Source organism: Arenimonas caeni (genome assembly GCF_003024235.1).
Lineage (GTDB): Bacteria > Pseudomonadota > Gammaproteobacteria > Xanthomonadales > Xanthomonadaceae > Arenimonas > Arenimonas caeni.
In genome coordinates this window covers 1-23,401 of the sequence record NZ_KZ679091.1, presented here as the reverse complement: position 1 = coordinate 23,401, position 23,401 = coordinate 1, and the positions used below count along the sequence as shown (strand labels likewise).

Sequence of the window (23,401 nt, the reverse complement as noted above, 5' to 3'; positions counted from 1 at the left end):
CAGGTTTTCCGCAGCCAAAAAGAAGCCCCGCTTCAGCGGGGCTTCGGATACGGCGGAGTATGGGCCTGGCCTCAGCGCAGGCCGGTCTCGTTGCGGGCGATGACCAGGCGCTGGATCTCGCTGGTGCCCTCGTAGATTTCCGTGATCTTGGCGTCGCGGAAATAGCGCTCGAGCGGCATTTCCTTCGAGTAACCCATGCCGCCGTGGATCTGCAGGGCCTGGTGGGTGATGAACATCGCCGCCTCCGAGGCGGTGAGCTTGGCCACCGCGGCCTCGGTGCTGAAGCGGCCGCCGGACTTGTCGGCCTCGCCCTTGGCCCAGGCCGCGCGCAGGGTCAGCAGTTCGGCGGCGTCCAGGCGGCACTTCATGTCGGCGATCTTGGCCTGGATCATCTGGAACGAACCGATCGGCTGGCCGAAGCTCTTGCGCTCCTTCACGTAGGCCAAGGCGGCCTTGTAGGCGGCCTTGGCCAGGCCCACGGCCTGCGAGGCGATGCCGATGCGGCCGGCGTCGAGCACGCCCATGGCGATCTTGAAGCCCTCGCCTTCCACGCCCACGACCTCGTCGGGGGTGGCCACGTAGTCCTGGAACTCGATCTCGCAGGTGGCCGAGGCGCGGATGCCGAGCTTGGGCTCGGTCTTGCCGCGGTGGAAGCCCGGCTTGGCGGTGTCGACCATGAAGGCGGTGATGCCCTTGGCGCCCTTGGCCGGGTCGGTCATGGCGAACAGGATGATGTACTTGGCCACGGGGCCGGAGGTGATCCAGCTCTTCTTGCCGTTGATCACGTAGCTGCCGTCGGCCTGCTTCACGGCCTTGCAGCGCATGGCGGTGGCGTCGGAGCCGGACTGTGGCTCGGTGAGCGCAAAGGCACCGATCTCCTTGCCTTCGGCGATCGCGCGCACGTACTTCTGCTTCTGCGCCTCGGTGCCGAACTTGAGGATGCCGTTGCAGAACAGCGAGTTGTTGACCGAGACGATGGTCGAGTGGGCGCAATCGGCCTCGGCGATCTCGATCATGGCCAGCACGTAGCTGACCGGGTCCATGCCGGCGCCGCCGTACTCGGCCGGCACCTCGATGCCCATCAGGCCGTTCTCGCCGAGCGTGCGGATGTTCTCGAGCGGGAACTCGCCGGTCTGGTCGTGGTGCTCGGCGCTCGGCGCGATCTTTTCCTGCGCGATGCGGCGGGCCACGTCCTGGATCATCAGCTGTTCTTCGGTGAATCGGAAATCCACGGGGCACCCTCGGTCAGATTGCGGACAAGGCGGCAATTGTAGCGGCTGGCGCCGTCTCGGACAGGTCCACGCGGCGTGAATCGGCCGCGAGGCCCGGCTTGACGCCCCCGCGGGGCGCGCCTAACCTTCCAATATCTTTGAATCCGGATGAAAGGATAAAGCATGGACCTGGACGCCTGGTCGGCCTGTTTGAAGGTCCTTTCCGATCCCACCCGGGTCCGGCTGCTGGCCCTGCTCGAGCGCGAGGAGCTCACCGTGGCCGAACTCTCGGCCATCACGCGCCTGGCCCAGCCGCGCGTGTCGACCCACCTGGCGCGGCTCAAGGAGGCCGACCTGGTGCGCGACCGCCGCGCCGGCGTCTCGGCCTACTACCGTTTCAACGCCGACGGCCTCGAACCCGGCGAATCCCGGCTCTGGGAGGCGCTGCGCGACAGCACCGACGACCCGCTGCTGCGCCAGGACGCCGAGCGCCTGCCGGCGGTGCTGGCCACCCGCGCCGCCGACCAGAACTGGGCCGATTCGGTGGCAGGCGACATGGAGCGCCACTATTCGCCCGGCCGTACCTGGGAAGCCCTGGCGCGCTCCACCCTGCCCCTGCTCGAAACCGGCGACGTGCTGGACGTGGCCTCCGGCGACGGCGTGCTGGCCGAACTGCTGGCCCCGCACGCGCGCCGCTACGTCTGCGTCGACTCCAGCGCCCGGGTGGTCAACGCGGCCCGCGAGCGCCTGCGCAAGCTCCGCCATGTCGAGGTGCTCGAGGGCGACATGCAGGCCCTGGACTTCGCCGACGCCGAATTCGACCTGGTGCTGCTGATGCACGCGCTCACCTACGCCGAGCGCCCGGCCCAGGCCGTGGCCGAGGCGGCGCGGGTGCTTCGCCCCGGCGGGCGCCTGGTGGCCACCTGCCTGGGCAAGCACGAACACCGCGCCGCGGTCACGCCCTATGGCCACGTCAACCTGGGCTTCAGCGCCCGCGAGCTGCGCAAGCATGCCGAGAAGGCCGGGCTGGAGGTGCTGGTCTGCGAGCCGGTGACGCGCGAGAAGCGGCCGCCCCACTTCGAAGTGCTGACCCTGCTGGCGCGCAAGCCGTGAGCGCCCTGCCCTGGCACGACCCCGTCCGCGCCGGCCGCCTGCTGCAGGCGCTGGGCGAGCGCATCCTGGTGCTCGACGGCGCCATGGGCACCATGATCCAGCGCCACGGCCTGGCCGAGGCCGACTACCGCGGCCAGCGCTTCGCCGACAGCCCGCGCGACCTCAAGGGCAACAACGACCTGCTCACGCTGACCCGCCCGGACCTCATCGGCGGCATCCACGCCGGCTATTTCGCCGCCGGCGCCGACATCGTCGAGACCAACACCTTCAACTCCACCGCGGTGTCGCAGGCCGACTACGGCCTCGAGGCCCTGGTGCCCGAGCTCAACCGCGAAGCCGCCCGCCTGGCCCGCGCCTGCGCCGACGCGGCCGAAGCCGCCGACCCCTCGCGCCCGCGCTTCGTCGCCGGCGTGCTCGGCCCGACCAGCCGCACCGCCTCGATCAGCCCGAAGGTCGAGGACGCCGGCTTCCGCAACATCCACTTCGACCAGCTGGTGGCCGACTACGGCCAGGCCGCCCGGGCCCTGGTCGAGGGCGGCGCCGACATCCTGATGGTCGAGACGGTGTTCGACACGCTCAACGCCAAGGCGGCGCTGTACGCGCTCGACCGGCTGTTCGAAGAGCTCGGCGCGCGCCTGCCGGTGATGGTGTCGGGCACCATCACCGACCGCAGCGGCCGCACGCTCTCGGGCCAGACGGCCGAGGCCTTCTGGTACTCGCTGCGGCACGCCCGGCCGCTGTCGATCGGCCTCAACTGCGCCCTCGGCGCCCGCGACCTGCGCGCCCACGTGGACGTGCTCTCGCAGGTGGCCGACACCTTCACCAGCTGCCACCCCAACGCCGGCCTGCCCAACGCCTTCGGCGGCTACGACGAGGGCCCGGCCGAGATGGCCGGGGTACTGCGCGAATTCGCCGAAGCCGGCCTGCTCAACCTGGTCGGCGGCTGCTGCGGCACGACACCGGACCACATCGCCGCGATCGCGGCCGCCGTGCGGGGCCTGCCGCCGCGCGTGCCGCCGGCGCTGCCGGCGCGGACCCGGCTGGCGGGCCTGGAACCTTTCGTCATCACGCCCGACACCAACTTCGTCAACGTCGGCGAGCGCACCAACGTCACCGGCTCGGCGCAGTTCAAGAAGCTGATCCTGGAGAACCGCTACGACGAAGCCCTGGCGGTGGCACGCCAGCAGGTCGAGAACGGCGCCCAGGTGATCGACGTGAACATGGACGAGGGCCTGCTCGACGCCGAGGCGGCGATGGCGCGCTTCCTCAACCTCGTGGCCTCCGAGCCGGACATCGCCAAGGTGCCGGTGATGATCGACAGCTCGAAGTGGAGCGTGATCGAGGCCGGCCTGAGGTGCGTCCAGGGCAAGCCGATCGTCAACTCGATCTCCCTCAAGGAGGGCGAGCAGGCCTTCCTGGCCCAGGCCCGCGAGGCGCGCCGGCACGGCGCCGCGGTGGTGGTGATGGCCTTCGACGAGGACGGCCAGGCCGACACCTTCGAACGCAAGGTCGCCATCTGCAGCCGCGCCCACGCGCTGCTGGTGGCCGAGGCGGGCTTCCCGCCCGAGGACATCATCTTCGACCCCAACATCTTCGCCATCGCCACCGGCATCGACGAACACGCCGACTACGCCGTGGCCTTCATCGAGGCGGCGCGCGAACTCAAGCGGCGCTTCCCCGACGGCCACGTGTCGGGCGGCGTGTCGAACGTGTCCTTCTCCTTCCGCGGCAACAACGCCGTGCGCGAGGCGATCCACTCGGTCTTCCTCTACCACGCCATCGGCGCCGGCATGGACATGGGCATCGTCAACGCCGGCGCGCTGGCGCTCTACGACGAGCTGGAGCCGGCCCTGCGCGAGGCGGTCGAGGACGTGGTGCTCAACCGCCGCGCCGACGCCACCGAACGCCTGCTGGCCGAGGCCGACAAACACAAGTCGCGCAAGGGCGAGAGCAAGGCGCCGGACCTGGCCTGGCGCCAGTGGCCGGTGGACGAGCGGATCCGCCACGCGCTGGTGCACGGCATCGACGCCTTCGTCGAGGCCGACGCCGAGGAGGCGCGCCAGCGCTCCACGCGGCCGCTGGACGTCATCGAGGGGCCGCTGATGGCCGGGATGAACGTGGTCGGCGACCTGTTCGGCGCCGGCAAGATGTTCCTGCCGCAGGTGGTCAAATCCGCCCGCGTGATGAAGAAGGCCGTGGCCCACCTGATTCCCTACATCGAGGCCGAAAAGGCCCGCAGCGGCGATGCCGGCAAGCCGCGCGGCAAGGTGCTGATGGCCACCGTGAAGGGCGACGTGCACGACATCGGCAAGAACATCGTCGGCGTGGTGCTGGCCTGCAACAACTTCGAGGTCGTCGACCTGGGCGTGATGGTGCCCGCGCAGGTCATCCTAGACCGCGCCCGCGAGGAAAAGGTGGACGTGATCGGCCTGTCGGGCCTGATCACGCCCTCGCTCGAGGAGATGAGCCACGTCGCCAGGGAGATGAAGCGCCAGGGTTTCGGGGTGCCGCTGCTGATCGGCGGCGCGACCACCTCGCGCGCGCACACGGCGCTCAAGATCGACCCGCACTACGACGCGCCGGTGGTCTGGGTGAAGGATGCCTCGCGCGCCGTGGGCGTCACCCAGTCGCTGCTCAGTGACGAACTGCGCGATCCGTTCGTGGCCGCCAACGCCGCCGACTACGCCGAGGTGCGCAAGCGCCACGCCAATCGCGGCGAGGCCAAGCCCCTGGTGCCATTGGCGCGGGCCCGCGCCAAGGCCTTCGACGGCGGCTGGGGCGACTACGCGCCGCCGGCGCCGCGCAAGCCGGGCCTGACCGTGTTCGACGACTACCCGCTGTCCGACCTGCGCGAGGTGATCGACTGGACGCCGTTCTTCCAGTCCTGGGAGCTGGCCGGGCGCTACCCGGCCATCCTCGACGACGCCGTGGTCGGCGCCCAGGCGCGCGAACTGTTCGCCGACGCCACGGCGATGCTCGATCGCATCATCGAAGAGAAGTGGCTCACCGCCAAGGCGGTCGTCGCCCTGTGGCCGGCGCGGTCGGCGGGCGACGACATCCAGGTGCTCGACGACGCCGGCCACCTGCGCGCCACCCTGCACTGCCTGCGCCAGCAGGCCGACAAGCCTGACGAGCGCCCCAACCTGTGCCTGGCCGACTTCGTCGCGCCGCGCGACAGCGGCCGCCAGGACTGGGTGGGTGGGTTCGCGGTCACCGCGGGCCTGGGCATCGAGCCGCACCTGGCCCGCTTCGAGGCCGCGCACGACGACTACAGCGCCATCCTGCTCAAGTCCCTGGCCGACCGCCTGGCCGAGGCCCTGGCCGAGCACCTGCACCGGCGCGTGCGCACCGAACTCTGGGGCTACGCCCCCGACGAGTCACTCGACAACGAGGCGCTGGTCGCCGAACGCTACCGCGGCATCCGCCCGGCGCCGGGCTACCCGGCCTGCCCCGACCACAGCGAAAAGGCCACCCTGTTCGACCTGCTGGGCGCGCGCGAACACGCCGGCATGGCGCTGACCGAGAGTTTTGCGATGCTGCCCACGGCGGCCGTCAGCGGCCTGTATTTCGCCCACCCGCGTTCGCAGTATTTCGTGGTCGGCCGGCTCTCGCGCGAGCAGGTGGCCGATTACGCGCGGCGCAAGGGCGTGTCGCTGCAGCAGGCCGAACGCTGGCTCGCCCCCAACCTCGACTACGACCCCGAATAACCGGACTTGGCGGACTTGGGGACGGATGCATTTTGCCCCGTGGGACTGCCGGCCCTGGTGACAGCGCGGGGCAAAATGCACCCGTCCCCTTATTTGGCCGCTACCAGACCAGATCGTCGGGGATCTGGTACTGCGGATCGGCGTACGGGTCGTCGCCGGCCGGCGCGCCCGGATCGACCTTCAGCGCCACCAGGCTCGGCAGCAGCGCCGCGACCTCGTCGGCCAGCGCCGCCGTCACCAGCAGGTAGCGGCCGTCGAGCTGCACCACCGCGAGCTCGCCGGCGTTGAGCGCCTTGAGCTGGTCGGGTGTGACGTACACGCGGCGGATCTTGCCGCCATATTCGAAGTGCCGGGCGTGCTCGGCCTCGGCGGCGTTGAGCGCCTTGTCCTTGAGCAGTTCGGCCACCTGGGCCTTGGCGGCGCGCTTGCGCGCGGCCTCCTCCTGCTTCGCCTTCTCGGCGGCGATGCGCTCTTCCTTTTCCCTCTGGGCGCGGATCGCATACGCCTTGGCCAGGTCGATCTCCTCCTGGCTGCGCGGCGGACGGCCTTCGCGGCGGCCGGCCGGCTTGCCGCCGGGGCCACGGCGTTCGCCGCGCGGCTCGCCGCGCCGGCCCTCGCCCGGCTTGCCCGCGGGTTTGCCGCCGGCAGGGCCACGCGGCCGCTCGCCGGGCTTGCCGTCGCGGGCCGGGCGCTCGCGCCTGGGTTCGGGAGCCGGGGCCTTGAAGCCCAGGCCCATCAGTTGGTCGCGCAGGGAATTGCTCATCTTGCTTGCTCAGTAGTGCGGCGGCGGCGGCTCGTTGCCCGGGTCGGCATAAAGCAGCGTTCGCAGCTGCTTGAGTTCGGCCAGCACGCGAACCAGGTTCTCGGTGTTCCTGGCCACTTCCATCCGTGCCTCGGCCAGGGCGTCGCTCAGCTCGGTAAGCGCATGGTCCTGGAAGGCCAGGCGTGTTTCCAGTTCGGCCAGGCGGCTTTCGACGTCGCCGTTCATGCCCCGGCCTCCACGCTGCGGCCGCGGCCGATGCCGTAGTAGGCCAGCCCCGCGGCCTCGACCTGCTCCGGGTTCCAGACGTTGCGGCCGTCGAACACCGCGCGCCCGCGCAGGGTCGATGCCAGCGCATCGAAGTCGGGGTTCCAGAACGCCTTCCACTCGGTCACCAGCACCAGCGCGTCGGCGCCTTCGAGCGCCTGCGCCGGGGTATCGCACAGCACCAGGTCGGCGCGCTCGCCGAAGATCCGGGCGGCCTCGTGCATCGCCTCCGGGTCATGGGCGCGCACGGTGGCGCCGGCCGCCCACAGGTCGGCCAGCAGCGCCCGGCTCGAAGCCTCGCGCATGTCGTCGGTGTTGGGCTTGAAGGCCAGGCCCCAGACCGCGAACACCTTGCCGCGCAGGTCGCCGCCGAAGTGGCGGCCGGCCAACTCGGCCAGCTTGTGCTTCTGCTGCTCGTTCACCGCCTCGACGGCGCCCAGGATGCGCGCCTCGTAGCCGTGCAGGCGCGCCGTGCGGCCTAGCGCCTGCACGTCCTTGGGGAAACACGAGCCGCCATAACCGGCGCCCGGGTAGATGAACTGGTAGCCGATGCGCGGGTCGGAGCCGATGCCGTGGCGCACCATCTCGATGTCGGCGCCCACGCGTTCGGCGATGTTCGCCATCTCGTTCATGAAGCTGATCTTGGTAGCCAGCATGGCGTTGGCCGCGTACTTGGTCAGCTCGGCCGAGCGCTCGTCCATGACGACGATGCGCTCGTGGTTTCGGTTGAAGGGCGCGTACAGCCGCTTCATGGTTTCGATCGCCGGCGCCGAGCGCGAGCCCAGCACGATGCGGTCGGGGCGCATGCAGTCGTTGACCGCCGCGCCTTCCTTGAGGAACTCGGGGTTGGAGACCACCTCGAAGGCCACGTCGGCGCCGCGCGCGGCAAGCTCTCCGGCGATGGCCGCGCGCACCTTGTCGGCGGTGCCCACCGGCACGGTGGACTTGTTGACCACCACCGCCGGCGCCGAAAGGTGCCGGCCGATGGTGCGGGCCACGGCCAGCACGTACTGCAGGTCGGCGCTGCCGTCCTCGTCGGGCGGCGTGCCGACCGCGATGAACAGCACTTCCGCGCCCTCGATGGCGGCGGCCGCTTCGGTGGTGAAACCGAGGCGGCCGGCGCCGTGGTTGGCCAGCACCATCTCCTCGAGCCCGGGCTCGAAGATCGGCACCTCGCCGCGGCGCAGGCCCTCGACCTTGGCCGCGTCGATATCCACGCAGGTCACCTGGTGGCCGACCTCGGCCAGGCAGGTGCCGGTGACCAGGCCGACGTAGCCGGTGCCGAAAACCGTGGTGCGCATGGCCGCCCTTACTTGACGATGTCGAGCAGCTCGACCTCGAACGTCAGCATGGCGTTGCCCGGGATCGGGCCGCCGCCGGTTTCGCCGTAAGCCAGCTCGGCCGGGATCCAGAAGGTGTACTTGCTGCCGACCTTCATCAGCTGCACGCCCTCGGACCAGCCCGGGATCACCTGGGACAGGCCGAACTCGGCCGGTTCGCCGCGATCATAGGAGCTGTCGAATACCTCGCCGTCGAGCAGCGTGCCCTTGTAATGCACGCGCACGATGTCGGCCGCCGTCGGGCTGGCGCCGTTGCCGGCGCGCTCGACGCGGTACTGCAGGCCGCTCTCGGTGACCTGCACGCCCGGCTTGTCCTTGTTGGAGGCCAGGAAGGCTTCGCCCTCGGCCTTGGCGGCGGCGGACTTGGCGGCGTCCTCGGCGGCCTTGCGGGCCTGCAGCTGGGCGGTGAAGGCGGCCTGGATCTGCTGCATCTGGTCGGCGTCGATCTTCGGCTCGCGGCCTTCGAACGCGTCTTCCATCGCCTGGCGCACGACGTCGAGGTCGAGGTCGTCCTTGATGACCTTCATCGAATTGCCGATGTCCAGGCCGATCATGTAGCTCACCTGGTCGCGGCCGGTTTCCAGGCCTTCGATGCCGGGGATGATGGGCGCGCCGGCTTCGGCGGCGGCGGTTTCAGCGGCGGCCGCGGGGGCGGCCTCGTCGGCGGATTCTTTCTTGCAGGCGCTGAGGCCGAGCACCAGGCTGGCAAGCACCAGCGGCGCGGCGAAACGCAGGGAAGGATTCATTGCAGGGGAACTCCTGGTAAGGCGGGCCGGGTCGGCACGTCGCCCGCTATTGTCGCGTCGAGCCGCCGCGACGGCAATCACGGCCGTCGCGGCGGTCCGGGAACCCCGGCGGGCCCCTACTGCGCGCCGGGCGCGGGCTCGGCCAGCAGGCGCTCGATCTCGGCGACCAGCTTCGGGTCTTCGGGCTTGGTGCGGCTGCCGAAGCTGGCCACCACCCTGCCCGACCGGTCCACCAGGTACTTGTGGAAGTTCCAGCCCGGCTGCTCGCCGGTGGCCGCGGCGAGGTCGCGATACAGCGGCGTGGCGCCCGCGCCACGCACCTGCACCTTCTCGAACATCGGGAACTTCACGCCGTAGGTAAGCGTGCAGAACGCCTGGATATCCTCCTCGCTGCCCGGCTCCTGGCCCATGAAGTCGTTGGACGGGAAGCCCAGCACCGCGAAGCCGCGCTCCCGGTACTTCGCATGCATGGCCTCGAGGCCCTCGTACTGCGGGGTGAAGCCGCATTTGCTGGCGGTGTTGACCACCAGCAGCACCTGGCCGCCATAGGCCTGCGCGAGGTTCACCTTCTCCTTGCCCGCCAGCACCCGGTACTCCCGGTCCAGCAGGCCCTCGCCGGCCAGCGCCGGCGCCGCCGCCAGCAGCCCGGCGGCCAGCCACCCCATCAGCTTGCCCATGCCACGTCCTCCGCCCGGACCATCCGGGGTCTATGCCATCAGTTTGCCCCTCCGGGCGTGCAAAGGGTGTTGACAGGGGCAAAACTGGTGTTATAGTTCGCTACAACACCTGACCAATACCTCACCAACGCGGGAGGCCTTATGACCCCGAAATTCCGATCCAACCTGATGGCCCTGGCCATTGCGATGGGCACCCTGGCCGCCGGTTACGGCCTCGGCGAACCGCCGAGCCAGGCGATCGGCCCGGCCGACCCGATCCACGGGCTGGCCGTGCTGGACGCGACCCTCGAGGCCGCCGACACCACCGCCCAGGCCGAACGCAGCCGCCTGGGCCGCGGCGCCCTCAAGCGCCAGATCGCCATGCCCTACGTCTCGATGGCCGCGCTCATGCCGCGCCAGGAGTCCTGACATGACGATCGCCTGGAACGACAGCGCACCGATCTACCGCCAGCTCAAGGACAAGGTGGTGGCGATGATGCTCGACGGCATCCTGCAGCCCGGCGAGGCCCTGCCCTCGGTGCGGCAGATCGCCGCCGAATACCAGCTCAATCCGATCACCGTCTCCCGCGCCTACCAGGAGCTGGCGGACGAGGAACTCGTGGAAAAAAGAAGGGGACTTGGCATGTACGTGACCGAAGGCGCCCGGGAGAAGCTGCTGGCCTCCGAGCGCGAACGCTTCCTGAAGGAGGAGTGGCCGCTCGTCGTCGAGCGCATCCAGCGACTGGGCCTGGACATCGACCGCCTGGTCAGCCAGGCCAGCAAGGAGACCAAGTGATGAGTGCCGTCATCTCCGCCCGCAACCTCTCCAAGCGCTACAACGGCAAGCCGGCCGTTGATTCGATCAGCTTCGAGATCCCCGCCGGCCGCATCGTCGGTCTGATCGGCCCGAATGGCTCGGGCAAGACCACCACGCTCAAGGCCGCGCTCGGCCTGGTGCCCTTCGAGGGCGAGCTCAAGGTGCTGGGCAAGGACCCGCGCACCGAGCGCGATGCCCTGATGCAGGACGTGTGCTTCATCGCCGACGTCGCCGTGCTGCCGCGCTGGCTGAAGGTGAAGGACGCCGTGGACTTCGTCGCCGGGGTGCACCCGCGCTTCGACCGCGCCAAGGCCCAGTCCTACATCGCGCACACCAAGCTGCACCCGGACATGAAAGTCAAGCAGATGTCCAAGGGCATGATCGTGCAGCTGCACCTTGCCCTGGTGATGGCCATCGACGCCAGGCTGCTGGTGCTCGACGAGCCCACGCTGGGCCTGGACATCCTCTACCGCAAGCAGTTCTACCAGAACCTGCTCGAGGACTATTTCGACGAGAACAAGACGATCGTCGTCACCACCCACCAGGTCGAGGAGATCGAGCACATCCTCACCGACCTGATGTTCATCCGCGACGGCCGCATCGTGCTGTCGTCGAGCATGGACGAGGTGGGCGAGCGATTCACCGAGGTGATGGTCGCGCCCGACAAGGCCGAGGCCGCCCGCGCCCTCAAGCCCATCGACGAGCGCACCGTGTTCGGCAAGGCCGTGATGCTGTTCGACGGCGTGCCGCGGGTCCAGCTCGCCGCGTTCGGCGAGACCCGCAACCCCGGCATCGCCGACCTGTTCGTCGCCACCATGAAGGGAACCTACGCATGAACACGTTCAAGTGGTTGCTCAAGCGCGAATACTGGGAGAACCGCGGCGGATTCTTCTGGGCGCCGATCGTCGTGGGCGGCATCACCGTGCTGTTCTCGACCGTCGCCAGCGTCGCCGGCGCGATGCTGGCCCGGGAGAACATGCACGAGGTCAACCGCAGCGGCACCCCGGCCGAAATGGCCGAACACGCGGCCCAGCTGGGCGGCATGGGTGACGTGCTGCTGGCCAGCGGCGTCGGCATCGCGCTGTCGGTGATGGCCTTCGTCATCTTCTTCTACGCCCTGGGCTCGCTCTACGACGACCGCCGCGACCGCAGCATCCTGTTCTGGAAGTCGATGCCCATCACCGACGCGCAGATGGTGCTGTCGAAGGCGGCCTGGGCCCTGGTGCTCGCCCCGCTCGCGGCGGTCGCCGTCGGCCTGCTGATCGGCGTCGCCCTGTGGCTGGTGGCCCTGCTGGGCGCCGCGGCCTCCGGCGTGCCCGGCGCCGCCGGCGTCATCACCGAGTCGCACCCTCTGAAGGTCGTGTTCACCGTGCTGGCGACGCTGCCGGTGCAGGTGATCTGGTCGCTGCCGACCGTCGGCTGGCTGATGCTCTGCTCGGCCTGGGCCCGCCGCCTGCCCTTCCTGTGGGCCACGGCCGTGCCGATCCTGGCCTGCGCGATGATCAGCTTCACCGACATCTTCGAGGGCATCGAGATCCCGCACGACAAGCTCTGGTACGTCGTCGCCTACCGCGGCCTGCTGAGCATCGCCCCGGGCGCCTTCATGCCGACCGTTGCCGTCGAGCCCGCCGGCCCGATCGACGGCCCGAAGGACCTGGCCGCCCTGGTCGACATCACCAGCGCCTGGGGCGTGTTCGCCCAGCCCGACATCTGGATCGGCGCGGCGGTCGGCGTGGCCATGATCTTCGGTGCGGTGTACTTCCGCCGCAATCGCGACGAAGGCTGAGGAGGACGCCATGAAACTGATTCCGGCGCTCATGATCGCCCCGGTGCTGGCCCTCGCGGCCTGCACCGGAGGCGGCCAGGATGAAAGCGGCCGCGGCCTGGTCGACCGGGTCGCCCAGGAAGTCCGCGACGAAATCCGCAACGAACTGGCCAACGAGAACATCTCCCTGGGCAAGGGCCGCGACGGCGCGCCCCGCGCCGAGATCACCCCGCAGGGCGACCTGCTGATCGACGGCAAGACCGTGCCCCTGGACGCGGCGCAGCGCGAAAAGCTGCTGGCCTACCGCGGCGAAGTGGCGGAAATCGCGGTGTCCGGCGCCGAGATCGGCCTGCAGGGTGCCGGCCTGGCCAAGGACGCGATGAAGACAGCCTTCGGCGCCCTGGTCGATGGCGAGGGCACCGCCGGCGTCGAGCAGGCGGTCAAGGAACAGGCCGGCGAACTCGAGGCCCAGGCCCGGGCGCTGTGCGACCGTCTGCCCGCGCTCTACGAGGCGCAGCAGGCGCTGGTCGAGGCCGTGCCCGAGTTCGCGCCCTATGCCGAGATGGATCCGTCCGACATCGAAAAGTGCGGCGACAACCGCTGACTCCACGGGAGACCAGAGCATGAAACGACTCATTCCGCTTCTCCTGCTCGCCCCCGCCCTGGCCAGCGCGGACGACTGCAAGCACGAAGATCGCCGCCAGCTCGCGCCCTCGCTCGAGGGCGTGGCCACGGTGCGCTTCGAGGTCAACTCGCACGACCTGCGCCTGGCCGGCGGCACCGACGACGCGCCGGCCCGGCTGGACGTGCGTGCCTGCGCCTCGGATCCCGACTACCTGGACCAGCTGGTGGTCGAGACGCGGCGCCAGGGCGACACCCTGGTCGTCAGCATCGAGCGCCGCGGCCAGTCGGTCGGAATCTTCTTCTCGCCGACCTACGCCAACCTCGTCGTGGACGCCACCTTGCCCGCCGGGCTGGCCTACGAAGTGGACGTGGGTTCGGGCGACGCCTCGGTCCGGGGCGTCAGCCGCCTGGAGGCCCGGGTCGGCTCGGGCGACCTGGACGCACGCGACATCACTGGTGCGATGCGGGTCTCGGTCGGCTCCGGCGACGTGGAGATCGACCGCGTCGGCAGCCTGGACATCCGTTCGGTGGGTTCGGGCGACGTCGAAGCTTCGCGGATCGGCGGTGATGCCCGCATCGGCTCGGTCGGCTCCGGCGACGTCGAGCTCGACGGGGTCGGCGGCAGCGTGGACGTAGGCAGCATCGGCTCGGGCGACGTGGACGTGCGCGACGTGGCCGGCGACCTGGTCGTCGAACGCGTCGGCAGTGGCGAGGTCCGGCACGGCGGCGTGCGCGGCCGCACCAGCCTGCCGTCGAACTGAGCCCGGCTCAGCCGCCCCCGCCCCCGGGGGCGCCATGGATCCCGCCGCGCGCCAGCGCGGCCGGATCGAGCAACTTGCGCAGCGTCTTTTCATCCAGCCCGCTGCGCTCGATCGCCACCTCCAGCACCGGCCTGCCCTCGCGGTAGGCCTGCTTGGCGATGGCCGCGGCGTTCTCGTAGCCGATCACCGGGTTGAGCGCGGTCACCAGGATCGGATTGCGCGCCAGCGCCTCGCCCAGCCGGTCCTTGCGCACGCCGAAGCCGGCGATGGCGCCATCGGCCAGCACCCGCGCCGCATTGGCCAGCAGCTGCGCCGACTGCAGCAGGTTGTGCGCCACCAGCGGCAGCATCACGTTGAGCTGGAAATTGCCGCTGGCACCCGCGATCGTCACCGTGGCGTGGTTGCCCATCACCTGCGCGCAGACCATGCAGGCAGCCTCCGGCAGCACCGGGTTGACCTTGCCCGGCATGATCGAGCTGCCCGGCTGCAGCGCCGGCAGTTCGATCTCGCCCAGGCCCGCCAGCGGCCCGGAGTTCATCCAGCGCAGGTCGTTGCCGATCTTCATCATCGCCACCGCCAGCACGTTGAACTGGCCCGACAGCTCCACCGCCGCGTCCTGCGAGGCGATGCCCTCGAACAGGTTGCGCGCCTGCACGAAACGCTGGCCCGAAAGCGACGACAGCGCCTTGGCCACCCGCTTGCCGAAGCGCGGGTCGGCATTGATGCCGGTTCCCACGGCGGTGCCGCCGATCGGCAGCTGGCGCACGCGATCGAGCGTGTCCTCGATGCGGGCCGCGGCCGAAGCCAGCTGGGCCGACCAGGTGCCCAGCTCCTGGGCCAGGGTCAGCGGCATGGCGTCCATCAGGTGGGTGCGGCCGGTCTTGACCACCTTGCCGACCCGCCGCGCCTTGCGGTCGATCGCCAGGCGCAGGTGTTTGATGGCCGGCAGCAGCTGCTCGCGGCAGGCCAGCACGGCGGCGACCTGGATGGCGGTCGGCACCACGTCGTTCGAGCTCTGGCCCATGTTGACCTGGTCGTTGCCGTGCACCGGCCGGCGCAGGGCTCGCGAGGCCAGGCGGGCGATGACCTCGTTGGCGTTCATGTTGCTCGAGGTGCCCGAGCCGGTCTGGAACACGTCCACCGGGAACTGGCCATCCAGGTCGCCGGCGGCGACCTGCAGGGCGGCGCCGCGGATGGCCTCGGCCACGTCCTGCGGAAGGTGCCCCAGGCCGGCGTTGGCCTCGGCCGCGGCGGCCTTGACCAGGCCCAGGGCGCGGATGAAGCCGCGCGGCATGCGCAGGCCGGAGATCGGGAAGTTGAGCACGGCGCGCTGGGTCTGGATGCCGTAGAGCGCCTCGGCGGGCACCTCCAGTTCGCCCAGGCTGTCGCGTTCGGTGCGGGTCTTGCCGGCCATGGCGGTCCTCCTGCTCGGGGTGCCCCGAGCATACCGCCCTTGCAGGAGGGCCTTCAGGCCCGAAGACCTTCCTGAGAGGGGGAATGGGGAAGAACGGGTAGAATGGCGGTCTTTCCCGCCCCGCCGAGCCCGACGATGTCCGACGCCGCCCTCACCGCCCTGTCCCCGCTCGATGGCCGCTACGCCGGCAAGGCCGCCGACCTGCGCCCGGTGTTCTCGGAGTACGGGCTCATCAGGGCCCGCGTCCGGGTCGAGGTGGAATGGCTGCTGGCCCTGGCGGCCGAGCCGGGCATCGCCGAGCTGGCGCCCTTCTCCGACGCCGCCGCCGCGCGCCTGCGCGCGCTCGCGGAAGGCTTCTCGGTGGCCGACGCCGCGCGGGTGAAGGAGATCGAGCGCACCACCAACCACGACGTCAAGGCGGTGGAGTACTTCATCAAGGAGCGCCTGAAGGACGACGCCGAGCTCGGCCCGGCCCTGGAGTTCGTGCACTTCGCCTGCACCAGCGAGGACATCAACAACCTCAGCTACGCGCTGATGCTGCACGAGGCCTACACCCGGGTCATCGCCCCGAAGACCGCGGAAGTGATCGAGACCCTGCGGGCGATGGCGCACGAGCACGCCGGCATGCCCATGCTCTCGCGCACCCACGGCCAGACGGCCTCGCCCACCACGGTCGGCAAGGAGATCGCCAACGTGGTCGCGCGCCTGCAGCGCCAGGTGGCGGTGATGCACAGCATCGAGTTCCCCGGCAAGATCAACGGCGCGGTGGGCAACTACAACGCCCACGTCGTGGCCTACCCCGAGGTGGACTGGCCGGCGCTGGCGCAGCGCTTCGTCGAGTCGCTGGGCCTGGACTTCAACCCCTACACCACCCAGATCGAGCCGCACGACGGCATCGCCGAGCTGTGCGACGCGCAGCGGCGCATCAACACCATCCTCGTCGACCTGTGCCGCGACGTCTGGGGCTACATCTCGCTGGGCTACTTCAAGCAGGCCGTGAAGGCCGGCGAAGTCGGCAGCTCGACCATGCCGCACAAGGTCAACCCGATCGACTTCGAGAACGCCGAGGGCAACTTCGGCCTGGCCAACGCCCTGTTCGGCCACTTCTCCGAGAAGCTGCCGATCAGCCGCTGGCAGCGCGACCTGACCGACTCGACCGTGCTGCGCGCGCTCGGCACCGCCTTCGGCCACAGCCTGGTGGCGCTCGACGCGCTGCTGCGCGGCCTGGGCAAGCTCAGCGCCAACCCCGAGCGCCTGGCCGCCGACCTCGACGCCGCCTGGGAAGTGCTGGCCGAGCCGGTGCAGACGGTCATGCGCCGCCACGGCCTGCCCAATCCCTATGAGCAGCTCAAGGCGCTCACCCGCGGCCAGGGCATCACCGCCGAGTCCATGCGCGCCTTCGTCGAGGGCCTGGACCTGCCGGCCGAGGCCAGGGCCCGCCTGCTGGCCCTGACCCCGGCCAGCTACACCGGCCTCGCCACCGACCTCGCCCGCGGCATCTGAGCCCTCCGGCCGTGCAGGCGGACGCAGCGGTCCGGGCACCCGACTGGGGCGCGGCGCTGCGGGCCGCCGCCTTCGCCTTCCTGCTCTCGCGCCTGCTGGTCCTGCTGGCGGCCGCCGTCGCGACCTCGGTGATGCACCAATGGCCGGCGGCGGGCGACGACGCCTCCACGCTGCGCCTGCTCACCGATCAGGATCTCGCCCATCTCGAAGCCCGGGTGCTGGCCAACGACGCCAGCTGGTACCAGGACATCGCCACCGGGGGCTACGAGGCCCGTCCCTTCGATGCCAGCCGGCAGGCCAACTGGGCCTTCTTCCCGCTGCATCCGATGCTCTGGCGCGGGCTGCAGGCCACGGGCCTGTCGCCGGCGGCCTCGGGCCTGCTGATGGCGCACCTGCTGTTCTTCATCGCCCTGGTGCAGATGCATCGCTGGGTGCAGGTGCAGTGGAACCGCGACCTGGCCGATCGCTCCCTGCTCTGCCTGGCCCTGTTTCCGGCCAGCCACTTCTTCTCCCTGCCCTGGTCGGAGTCGCTGTTCGCCGCCCTGCTGGCCACCGCCCTGCTGGCGATGGCGCAGCGCCGGTGGGGCCTGATGGCCGGCGCGGCGATGCTCGCCGGCGGCACCCGCGCGGTGGGCGTGCTGCTGGCGCCGCTGCTGTGGTGGGAAGCACGCCGCGACCCGAAGGCGGGCTGGTCCCGGCGCTGGCTCTACCCGCTGGTGGCGATGGCCGGGCTGGCGGCGTTCATGGCGTGGCTGTGGCAGGCCACCGGCAATGCCCTGGCCTTCGCGGACATCCAGGCGGCCTGGGGACGGGACGGCGGCAGCTTCACCAAGCACCTGCTGCGCTGGGCGGCCGACCCGCTGCTGCTGGCCGCGCCCTGGAACCTGGTCTGGCTCAACAACGCCAGCCTGCTGCTGGCGCTGGCCGCCGCGGCCTGGCTGTGGCGCGCGGGCCAGCGCCCGCTCGCGCTGCTGGTCCTGGTCTACGTGCTGCTGCCCTGGAGCACCGGCACCCTGGTGAGCATGGGGCGGTACGTCGCGGCCTGCCTGCCGGTGTTCGTGGCGCTGGCAGCCTGGCTGGCGGGCCCGCGGCGGCAGTTGGCCTGGCTGGTGGCGAGCGCGGTGGGGCTGGCCTGGATGAGCGCGCACTTCGCCCTCGGCCAGACCTTCGCCGGCGCGTGACGGACTAGAATGGCGGCATGGCCAAGACCGTCCCGCCCATCGAGATCCACGCCCGCGGCCACTGGCCGCTGGGCATGCCGCCCGCCCGCTTCCTGCGCGACTACTGGCAAAAGCGCCCGCTGCTGGTGCGCAATGCCTTCCCCGACTTCCAGTCGCCGATCACGCCCGAGGACCTGGCCGGCCTGGCCTGCGAAGAAGCCGCGCTCTCGCGCGTGGTCGTGCACGACCGCAAGCGCGACAAGTGGCAGCTGCGCACCGGGCCGTTCGAGGAGGCCATGTTCCCGGCCATGGGCGATCGCGACTGGACCCTGCTGGTGCAGGACGTCGACAAGTGGGACATGGACGTGCGCGGGCTGCTGCGGCACTTCCGCTTCCTGCCGGCCTGGCGCGTGGACGACATCATGGTCAGCTTCGCCGCCCCTGGTGGTTCGGTCGGCGCCCATGTCGACCAGTACGACGTGTTCCTGGTGCAGGCCCACGGCCACCGCCGCTGGCAGATCGACAGCCGGCCGGGCGCGCCCACCGACTTCCGCCCCGACGTCGAGCTCAAGCTGCTGCAGCGTTTCGACGCCGACCACGACTGGGTGCTGGCCCCGGGCGACATGCTCTACCTGCCGCCCAACGTGCCCCACCACGGCGTGGCCGAAGACCCCTGCCTGACCATTTCGGTCGGCATGCGCGCGCCCTCCCGGGCCGAACTGATGGTGGACCTGGCCGAGGAGCTGGCCGCCGCGGTGCCCGAGGAGGCGCGCTACGGCGACCCGGACCTGGCCCCGCCCTCCGACCCCTGGGAAATCGACGAGGCCGCCTTCGGCCGCGTGCGCCAGGCGCTCTCGCGCCTGACCGAGCTCGACGAAACCGAACTGCGCCGCTGGTTCGGCCGTTTCATCAGCCAGTACCGCAGCGCCGGCGAAATCACGGCACCGGCCCGCCCGCCGCGGCCCGGGGCCGTGGCCGCCAGCCTCGAGGCCGGCGGCCTGCTGCTGCGGCACCCGCACTCGCGCATGGCCTGGGCCCGCGAGGGCCGCAAGGCGCGCCTGCACGCCAGCGGCCTGTCCTTCGCCATGGGCGTCGCCGACGCCCGCCGCCTGGCCGCCGCCGACCAGCTGCGCGCCGACGACGTGGCCGCCCTGGGCGCCGCGGGGCGTGAAGCGCTGGAAAGACTGGTGGCCGCGGGCCACTATCAGCCCACCAAGCCCCGATGCCACCGGTGACCCCATGATCCCGACCGACTTCCGCATCGAACCCGCCGACTACGCCACCGACCTGGCCGACCTGCGCTCGGTACGCGAGACGGTCTTCATCCTCGAGCAGAAAGTGCCCGAGGAGGAAGAGTGGGACGAGCTCGATCCCAAGAGCCACCACGTGCTCGCCCGCGACGAGCGCGGCCGGCCGATCGGCACCGGCCGGCTCACGCCCGAGCGCAAGATCGGCCGCATGGCGGTGCTGCCCGAGTGGCGCGGCAAGGGCGTCGGCGACGCGCTGCTGGTGGCGCTGCTCGACAAGGCGCGCAGCCTCGGCTGGACCGAGGTGACGCTCAACGCCCAGTGCAGCGCCGAAGGTTTCTACGCCAAGCACGGCTTCGTGCCCTACGGCGATCGCTTCATGGAGGCCGGCATCGAACACCGCGCCATGCGCCGCGAGCTCGAGCCGCTGGCGGGCCCGGAGCGATACCCGGCCCGGGCGCGCGCGCCGTCGGTGCGCAGCAGCGAATTCGACAGTCTCTCGGCGGCCACCGAGGCCACCCTGGCCCTGGTGGGCAGCGCCCGGCGGGCCCTGTGGCTGTTCAGCCGCGACCTCGACCCGGTGCTGTATTCGCAGCCGGCCGTGATCGAGGCCTTCAAGCAGTTCGCCATTTCCGGCCGCGGCGGCGTGGTGCAGGTCCTGCTGCTCGACCCGGCCGCCGTGCAGGGCCAGGGACATCCGCTGCTGGGCCTGGCCCAGCGCATGACCTCGGTGTTCCAGTTCCGCACGCCCACCGACGACGTCGACCTGCAGTACCCCTCGGCCTTCCTGGCCAACGATGCCGACGGCTACCTGTTCCGCCAGCTCGGCAGCCGCTGGGAGGGCGACTGGAGCCCGGCCAATCCGGCCCGCACCCGGCAACTGGCCGAGCATTTCGGCCGGGTCTGGGAGCGTTCGCGTCCCTGCACCGAGTTCCGCGCGCTCGGCATCTGAGCCGGCGCGCCCGGCCCGCTTGCGCACACCGGCCCCGAACGGGGCCTGACCCGAAGCTGCATCGGGTTCCGGTTCCCCGCCACGCGGGCTATAATCTTTGGCCTTGTCGTCGCCCCTTCGCGGCGCCCCGACATCCCATTCCATCAATCACTTACCCGCCATCTGGGCGGGCCAGGCCAGGGACGTGGACAGTCTGATCAAGCAGTTCAAGCAGACCTCTCAGCTCGGCGGCGGCAATGCCGCCTTCATCGAAGACCTGTACGAGCAGTACTTGGTCGATCCTGACGCCGTCCCGGCGGCCTGGAAAACCTATTTCGACGGCCTCAAGGGCCGCGAGGCCGGCGACGTGCCGCACTCGGCCGTCATGGCCCGGGTGCAGGCCGCCGCCCGCGCCCCGCTGGTGGCCGGCGGGCTGGACGAGGAGGCCGCGCGCAAGCAGGCCGCCGTCGGCAAGCTGATCACCGCCTACCGCTCGCGCGGCCACCTGGGCGCCAGGCTCGACCCGCTGGGCATGATGGCCCGCCCCGAGGCCCCTGACCTGGACCTGGCCTTCCATGGCCTCGGCGACGCCGACCTCGACCGCGAGTTCACCGCCGACACCTGGTTCGCCGAGCCGCGCTTCAAGCTGCGCGACCTGCTCGCCCGGCTGCGCGCGTCCTACTCGGGCAGCATCGGCGCCGAGTTCATGCACATCTCCGACGCCAACCAGCGTCGCTGGATGCAGCAGCGCCTCGAGGGCGCCGCCGGCAAGTTCGGTTTCGACAAGGACGCCAAGCTGCGCCTGCTCGAGCGCCTGACCGCGGCCGAGGGCCTCGAGCGCTACCTGCACACCGCCTTCGTCGGCCAGAAGCGCTTCTCGCTCGAGGGTGGCGACTCGCTGATCCCGCTGATGGACACGCTGGTCCAGCGCGGCGGCCGCGACGGCGTCAAGGACGTGGTCATCGGCATGGCCCACCGTGGCCGTCTGAACGTGCTCATCAACACGATGGGCAAGCCGCCGCACAAGCTGTTCAACGAGTTCCGCGGCCAGTTCGAGCACAACGACGACCCCGCGCACTCGGGCGACGTGAAGTACCACATGGGCTACTCCTCCGACGTCGCCACCCCGGGTGGCCCGGTACACCTGGCCCTGGCCTTCAACCCCTCGCACCTGGAGATCGTCGACCCGGTCGTGGCCGGTTCCGTGCGCGCGCGCCAGATGCGCCGCGGCGATGCCGCCCGCAAGCAGGTGCTGCCGGTGCTCATCCACGGCGACTCGGCCTTCGCCGGCCAGGGCGTGGTGATGGAGCTGTTCCAGATGTCGCAGGCGCGCGGCTTCGCCGTCGGCGGCACCGTGCACGTGGTGGTCAACAACCAGGTCGGCTTCACCACCCACCGCCCGGACGACACCCGTTCCACCCTGTACTGCACCGACCCGGCCAAGATCGTCGGCGCGCCGGTGCTGCACGTGAACGGCGACGACCCGGAGGCCGTGGCCTTCTGCGCCCAGCTGGCCTTCGACTATCGCCAGGAGTTCGGCCGCGACATCGTCATCGATCTGGTCTGCTACCGCCGCCACGGCCACAACGAGGCCGACGAGCCGGCGGCCACCCAGCCGCTGATGTACAAGAACATCCGCGCCCGCAAGACCACCCGCGAGTTCTACGCCGACGCGCTCATCGCCGAGGGCGTGCTCGACGCCGCCGCCGCCAAGGCGCTGGTGGACGGCTACCGCGACAAGCTCGACAAGGGCGACGTGACGACCGAGCTGGTCAAGGTCGGCGATGACCCGTTCGCGGTCGACTGGACCCCGTGGCTCAAGGGCAAGCTCAAGGACGAGGTCAAGACCGCCGTCAAGCGCACCGAACTGGTGAAGCTGGCCGAAGGCATCAATACCCTGCCCGAGGGCCTGAAGCTGCATGCCCGCGTCGGCAAGATCTACGACGACCGCGGCAAGATGGCCGCCGGCGAGCTGGCCATGGACTGGGGCTTCGCCGAGAACCTGGCCTACGCCACCCTGCTCAGCGAGGGCTACAAGCTGCGCGTGGTCGGCCAGGACGCCGGCCGCGGCACCTTCTTCCATCGCCACGCGGTGCTGCACGACCAGGCCACCGGCGAGTCGTACATGCCGCTGCGCGCGCTGGTGAAGAACCCCGAGCACGCGATGGTCATCGACTCCCTGCTCAGCGAGGAGGCCGTGATGGCCTTCGAGTACGGCTACGCCACCGCCGAGCCGGCGACGCTGACGATCTGGGAAGGCCAGTTCGGCGACTTCGCCAACGGCGCCCAGGTGGTGATCGACCAGTTCATCACCTCCGGCGAGTCCAAGTGGGACCGCCTCTGCGGCCTGGTGCTGTTCCTGCCGCACGGCTACGAAGGCCAGGGCCCCGAGCACAGCTCGGCGCGCCTCGAGCGCTTCCTGCAGCTGTGCGCGCTCGACAACATCCAGGTCTGCACGCCGACCACGCCCGCCCAGATGTTCCACATGCTGCGCCGGCAGATGCTGCGCGCCACCCGCAAGCCGCTGGTGGTGATGACGCCCAAGTCGATGCTGCGCCACAAGCTGTCGGTGTCCACGCTCGACGAGCTGGCCAAGGGCGGCTTCCAGGAACTCATCCCCGACACCAGCTGCAAGGACCCGAAGAAGGCCCGCCGCGTCGTCGTCTGCGGCGGCAAGGTCTACTACGACCTGGTCGAGGCGCTCGAGGAGAAGAAGATCACGGACGTCGCCCTCGTCCGCGTCGAGCAGCTCTACCCCTTCCCGCGCCCGGCCCTGGCCGCCGAGCTCAAGCGCTTCGGCGCCGCGAAGGAAGTGGTGTGGTGCCAGGAGGAGCCCATGAACCAGGGCGCCTGGTACCAGATCCGCCACCACCTCGACTTCTGCCTGGGCAAGGGCCAGTCGCTGAGCTACGCCGGGCGCGCGCGCTCGGCCTCGCCGGCCGCCGGCCACCTGAACACGCACAACGCCGAACAGGCGCAGCTGATCGAGGACGCCCTCGTCAACGCGCCCAACACCCACACTGCTGAATAAGCCCGCCCTTTCCACGCATCCAGGACCTCGTCCATGAGCATCGAAGTCAAAGTCCCGGTTCTTCCGGAATCCGTGTCCGACGCCACCATCGCCACCTGGCACAAGAAGGCCGGTGACGCCGTCCGTCGCGACGAGAACCTGCTCGACCTCGAGACCGACAAGGTCGTGCTCGAAGTGCCCTCGCCGGTCGACGGCGTGCTGAAGGAAATCAAGTTCAAGGAAGGCGACACGGTGACCAGCCAGCAGGTCGTGGCCGTCATCGAGGAAGGCGCCGCCGCGCCGGCTCCGGCGCCCGCCGCCGCTGCCGCGCCTGCGGCTGCTGCCCCGGCCGCCGCCCCGGCCAAGGCC

At 70.6% G+C, this 23,401-nt stretch carries 20 protein-coding genes and 1 pseudogene; 14 read left to right on the top strand and 7 right to left on the bottom strand.

What is annotated here, in order from left to right; translation table 11 throughout:
* Positions 1 to 71: 71 nt before the first annotated feature.
* Positions 72 to 1,268, bottom strand: coding sequence for an acyl-CoA dehydrogenase family protein (locus C6N40_RS08745; protein WP_338024590.1), 1,197 nt, complete (start codon positions 1,266 to 1,268; stop codon positions 72 to 74).
* Positions 1,269 to 1,394: 126 nt separating this feature from the next.
* On the opposite strand from C6N40_RS08745, the pseudogene C6N40_RS08740 reads away from it, so the two are divergent.
* A pseudogene (locus tag C6N40_RS08740) lies at positions 1,395 to 2,321 on the top strand (ArsR/SmtB family transcription factor); the annotation flags it as partial.
* Complete coding sequence (gene metH, locus C6N40_RS08735) at positions 2,321 to 6,031, top strand: methionine synthase (RefSeq protein ID WP_240183486.1); 3,711 nt, start codon at positions 2,321 to 2,323, stop codon at positions 6,029 to 6,031. The pseudogene C6N40_RS08740 and the gene metH, both read left to right, overlap by 1 nt.
* Before the next feature lie 100 nt (positions 6,032 to 6,131).
* Here the strand turns inward: metH and C6N40_RS08730 are convergent, their stop codons facing one another.
* The 5 genes from C6N40_RS08730 to C6N40_RS08710 all read right to left on the bottom strand — a co-directional run bounded on the left by C6N40_RS08730 (position 6,132) and on the right by C6N40_RS08710 (position 9,821).
* Complete coding sequence (locus C6N40_RS08730) at positions 6,132 to 6,794, bottom strand: DUF2058 domain-containing protein (protein ID WP_106990640.1); 663 nt, start codon at positions 6,792 to 6,794, stop codon at positions 6,132 to 6,134.
* A gap of 9 nt (positions 6,795 to 6,803) precedes the next feature.
* On the bottom strand, positions 6,804 to 7,019 hold the full coding sequence (locus C6N40_RS08725) for a SlyX family protein (protein ID WP_106990639.1): 216 nt from the start codon (positions 7,017 to 7,019) through the stop codon (positions 6,804 to 6,806).
* Complete coding sequence (locus C6N40_RS08720; protein ID WP_106990638.1) at positions 7,016 to 8,359, bottom strand: UDP-glucose dehydrogenase family protein; 1,344 nt, start codon at positions 8,357 to 8,359, stop codon at positions 7,016 to 7,018. The genes C6N40_RS08725 and C6N40_RS08720 overlap by 4 nt, the downstream gene beginning before the upstream one ends.
* Positions 8,360 to 8,367: 8 nt before the next feature.
* Complete coding sequence (gene bamJ, locus C6N40_RS08715; RefSeq protein ID WP_106990637.1) at positions 8,368 to 9,144, bottom strand: BamJ family beta-barrel-assembly machinery protein; 777 nt, start codon at positions 9,142 to 9,144, stop codon at positions 8,368 to 8,370.
* 116 nt (positions 9,145 to 9,260) lie between these two features.
* Positions 9,261 to 9,821 carry a glutathione peroxidase gene (locus tag C6N40_RS08710; RefSeq protein ID WP_106990636.1) on the bottom strand — a complete coding sequence of 187 codons (561 nt, stop codon included), beginning with the start codon at positions 9,819 to 9,821 and terminating at the stop codon, positions 9,261 to 9,263.
* Between the two features lie 141 nt (positions 9,822 to 9,962).
* Between C6N40_RS08710 and C6N40_RS08705 the strand changes: the two genes are divergently transcribed.
* Genes C6N40_RS08705 through C6N40_RS08680 form a run of 6 tightly spaced genes read left to right on the top strand, consistent with a single transcriptional unit; the run spans position 9,963 to position 13,767 of the window.
* Positions 9,963 to 10,229 carry a hypothetical protein gene (locus C6N40_RS08705; protein WP_162782162.1) on the top strand — a complete coding sequence of 89 codons (267 nt, stop codon included), beginning with the start codon at positions 9,963 to 9,965 and terminating at the stop codon, positions 10,227 to 10,229.
* Between the two features lies 1 nt (position 10,230).
* On the top strand, positions 10,231 to 10,596 hold the full coding sequence (locus tag C6N40_RS08700) for a GntR family transcriptional regulator (protein WP_106990634.1): 366 nt from the start codon (positions 10,231 to 10,233) through the stop codon (positions 10,594 to 10,596).
* The gene (locus C6N40_RS08695; RefSeq protein ID WP_106990633.1) at positions 10,596 to 11,453 is read left to right on the top strand and encodes an ABC transporter ATP-binding protein; all 858 of its coding nucleotides are present in this window, start codon (positions 10,596 to 10,598) and stop codon (positions 11,451 to 11,453) included. The genes C6N40_RS08700 and C6N40_RS08695 overlap by 1 nt, the downstream gene beginning before the upstream one ends.
* Complete coding sequence (locus tag C6N40_RS08690) at positions 11,450 to 12,403, top strand: ABC transporter permease (RefSeq protein ID WP_106990632.1); 954 nt, start codon at positions 11,450 to 11,452, stop codon at positions 12,401 to 12,403. Before C6N40_RS08695 ends, C6N40_RS08690 begins: the two co-directional genes overlap by 4 nt.
* 10 nt (positions 12,404 to 12,413) lie before the next feature.
* Complete coding sequence (locus tag C6N40_RS08685) at positions 12,414 to 12,986, top strand: DUF2884 family protein (RefSeq protein ID WP_106990631.1); 573 nt, start codon at positions 12,414 to 12,416, stop codon at positions 12,984 to 12,986.
* Positions 12,987 to 13,005: 19 nt separating this feature from the next.
* Complete coding sequence (locus tag C6N40_RS08680) at positions 13,006 to 13,767, top strand: DUF4097 family beta strand repeat-containing protein (protein WP_106990630.1); 762 nt, start codon at positions 13,006 to 13,008, stop codon at positions 13,765 to 13,767.
* Between the two features lie 7 nt (positions 13,768 to 13,774).
* On the opposite strand, the gene C6N40_RS08675 is transcribed toward C6N40_RS08680, so the two are convergent.
* Positions 13,775 to 15,181: a class II fumarate hydratase gene (locus C6N40_RS08675; protein WP_106990629.1), complete on the bottom strand. Its 1,407-nt coding sequence runs from the start codon at positions 15,179 to 15,181 to the stop codon at positions 13,775 to 13,777.
* A gap of 135 nt (positions 15,182 to 15,316) precedes the next feature.
* On the opposite strand from C6N40_RS08675, the gene purB reads away from it, so the two are divergent.
* From purB to C6N40_RS08645, 6 genes are all read left to right on the top strand, one after another.
* Positions 15,317 to 16,684, top strand: coding sequence for an adenylosuccinate lyase (purB, locus tag C6N40_RS08670; RefSeq protein WP_106990628.1), 1,368 nt, complete (start codon positions 15,317 to 15,319; stop codon positions 16,682 to 16,684).
* A gap of 11 nt (positions 16,685 to 16,695) precedes the next feature.
* Positions 16,696 to 17,865: a hypothetical protein gene (locus C6N40_RS08665; RefSeq protein WP_106990627.1), complete on the top strand. Its 1,170-nt coding sequence runs from the start codon at positions 16,696 to 16,698 to the stop codon at positions 17,863 to 17,865.
* Positions 17,866 to 17,882: 17 nt separating this feature from the next.
* Positions 17,883 to 19,079 carry a cupin domain-containing protein gene (locus C6N40_RS08660; RefSeq protein WP_106990626.1) on the top strand — a complete coding sequence of 399 codons (1,197 nt, stop codon included), beginning with the start codon at positions 17,883 to 17,885 and terminating at the stop codon, positions 19,077 to 19,079.
* Positions 19,080 to 19,083: 4 nt separating this feature from the next.
* Positions 19,084 to 20,043: a GNAT family N-acetyltransferase gene (locus C6N40_RS08655; RefSeq protein WP_106990625.1), complete on the top strand. Its 960-nt coding sequence runs from the start codon at positions 19,084 to 19,086 to the stop codon at positions 20,041 to 20,043.
* A gap of 184 nt (positions 20,044 to 20,227) precedes the next feature.
* Positions 20,228 to 23,053: a 2-oxoglutarate dehydrogenase E1 component gene (locus C6N40_RS08650; protein WP_106990624.1), complete on the top strand. Its 2,826-nt coding sequence runs from the start codon at positions 20,228 to 20,230 to the stop codon at positions 23,051 to 23,053.
* A gap of 33 nt (positions 23,054 to 23,086) precedes the next feature.
* A partial coding sequence (locus C6N40_RS08645; RefSeq protein ID WP_338024589.1) for a biotin/lipoyl-containing protein occupies positions 23,087 to 23,401 on the top strand: 315 nt, incomplete at its 3' end.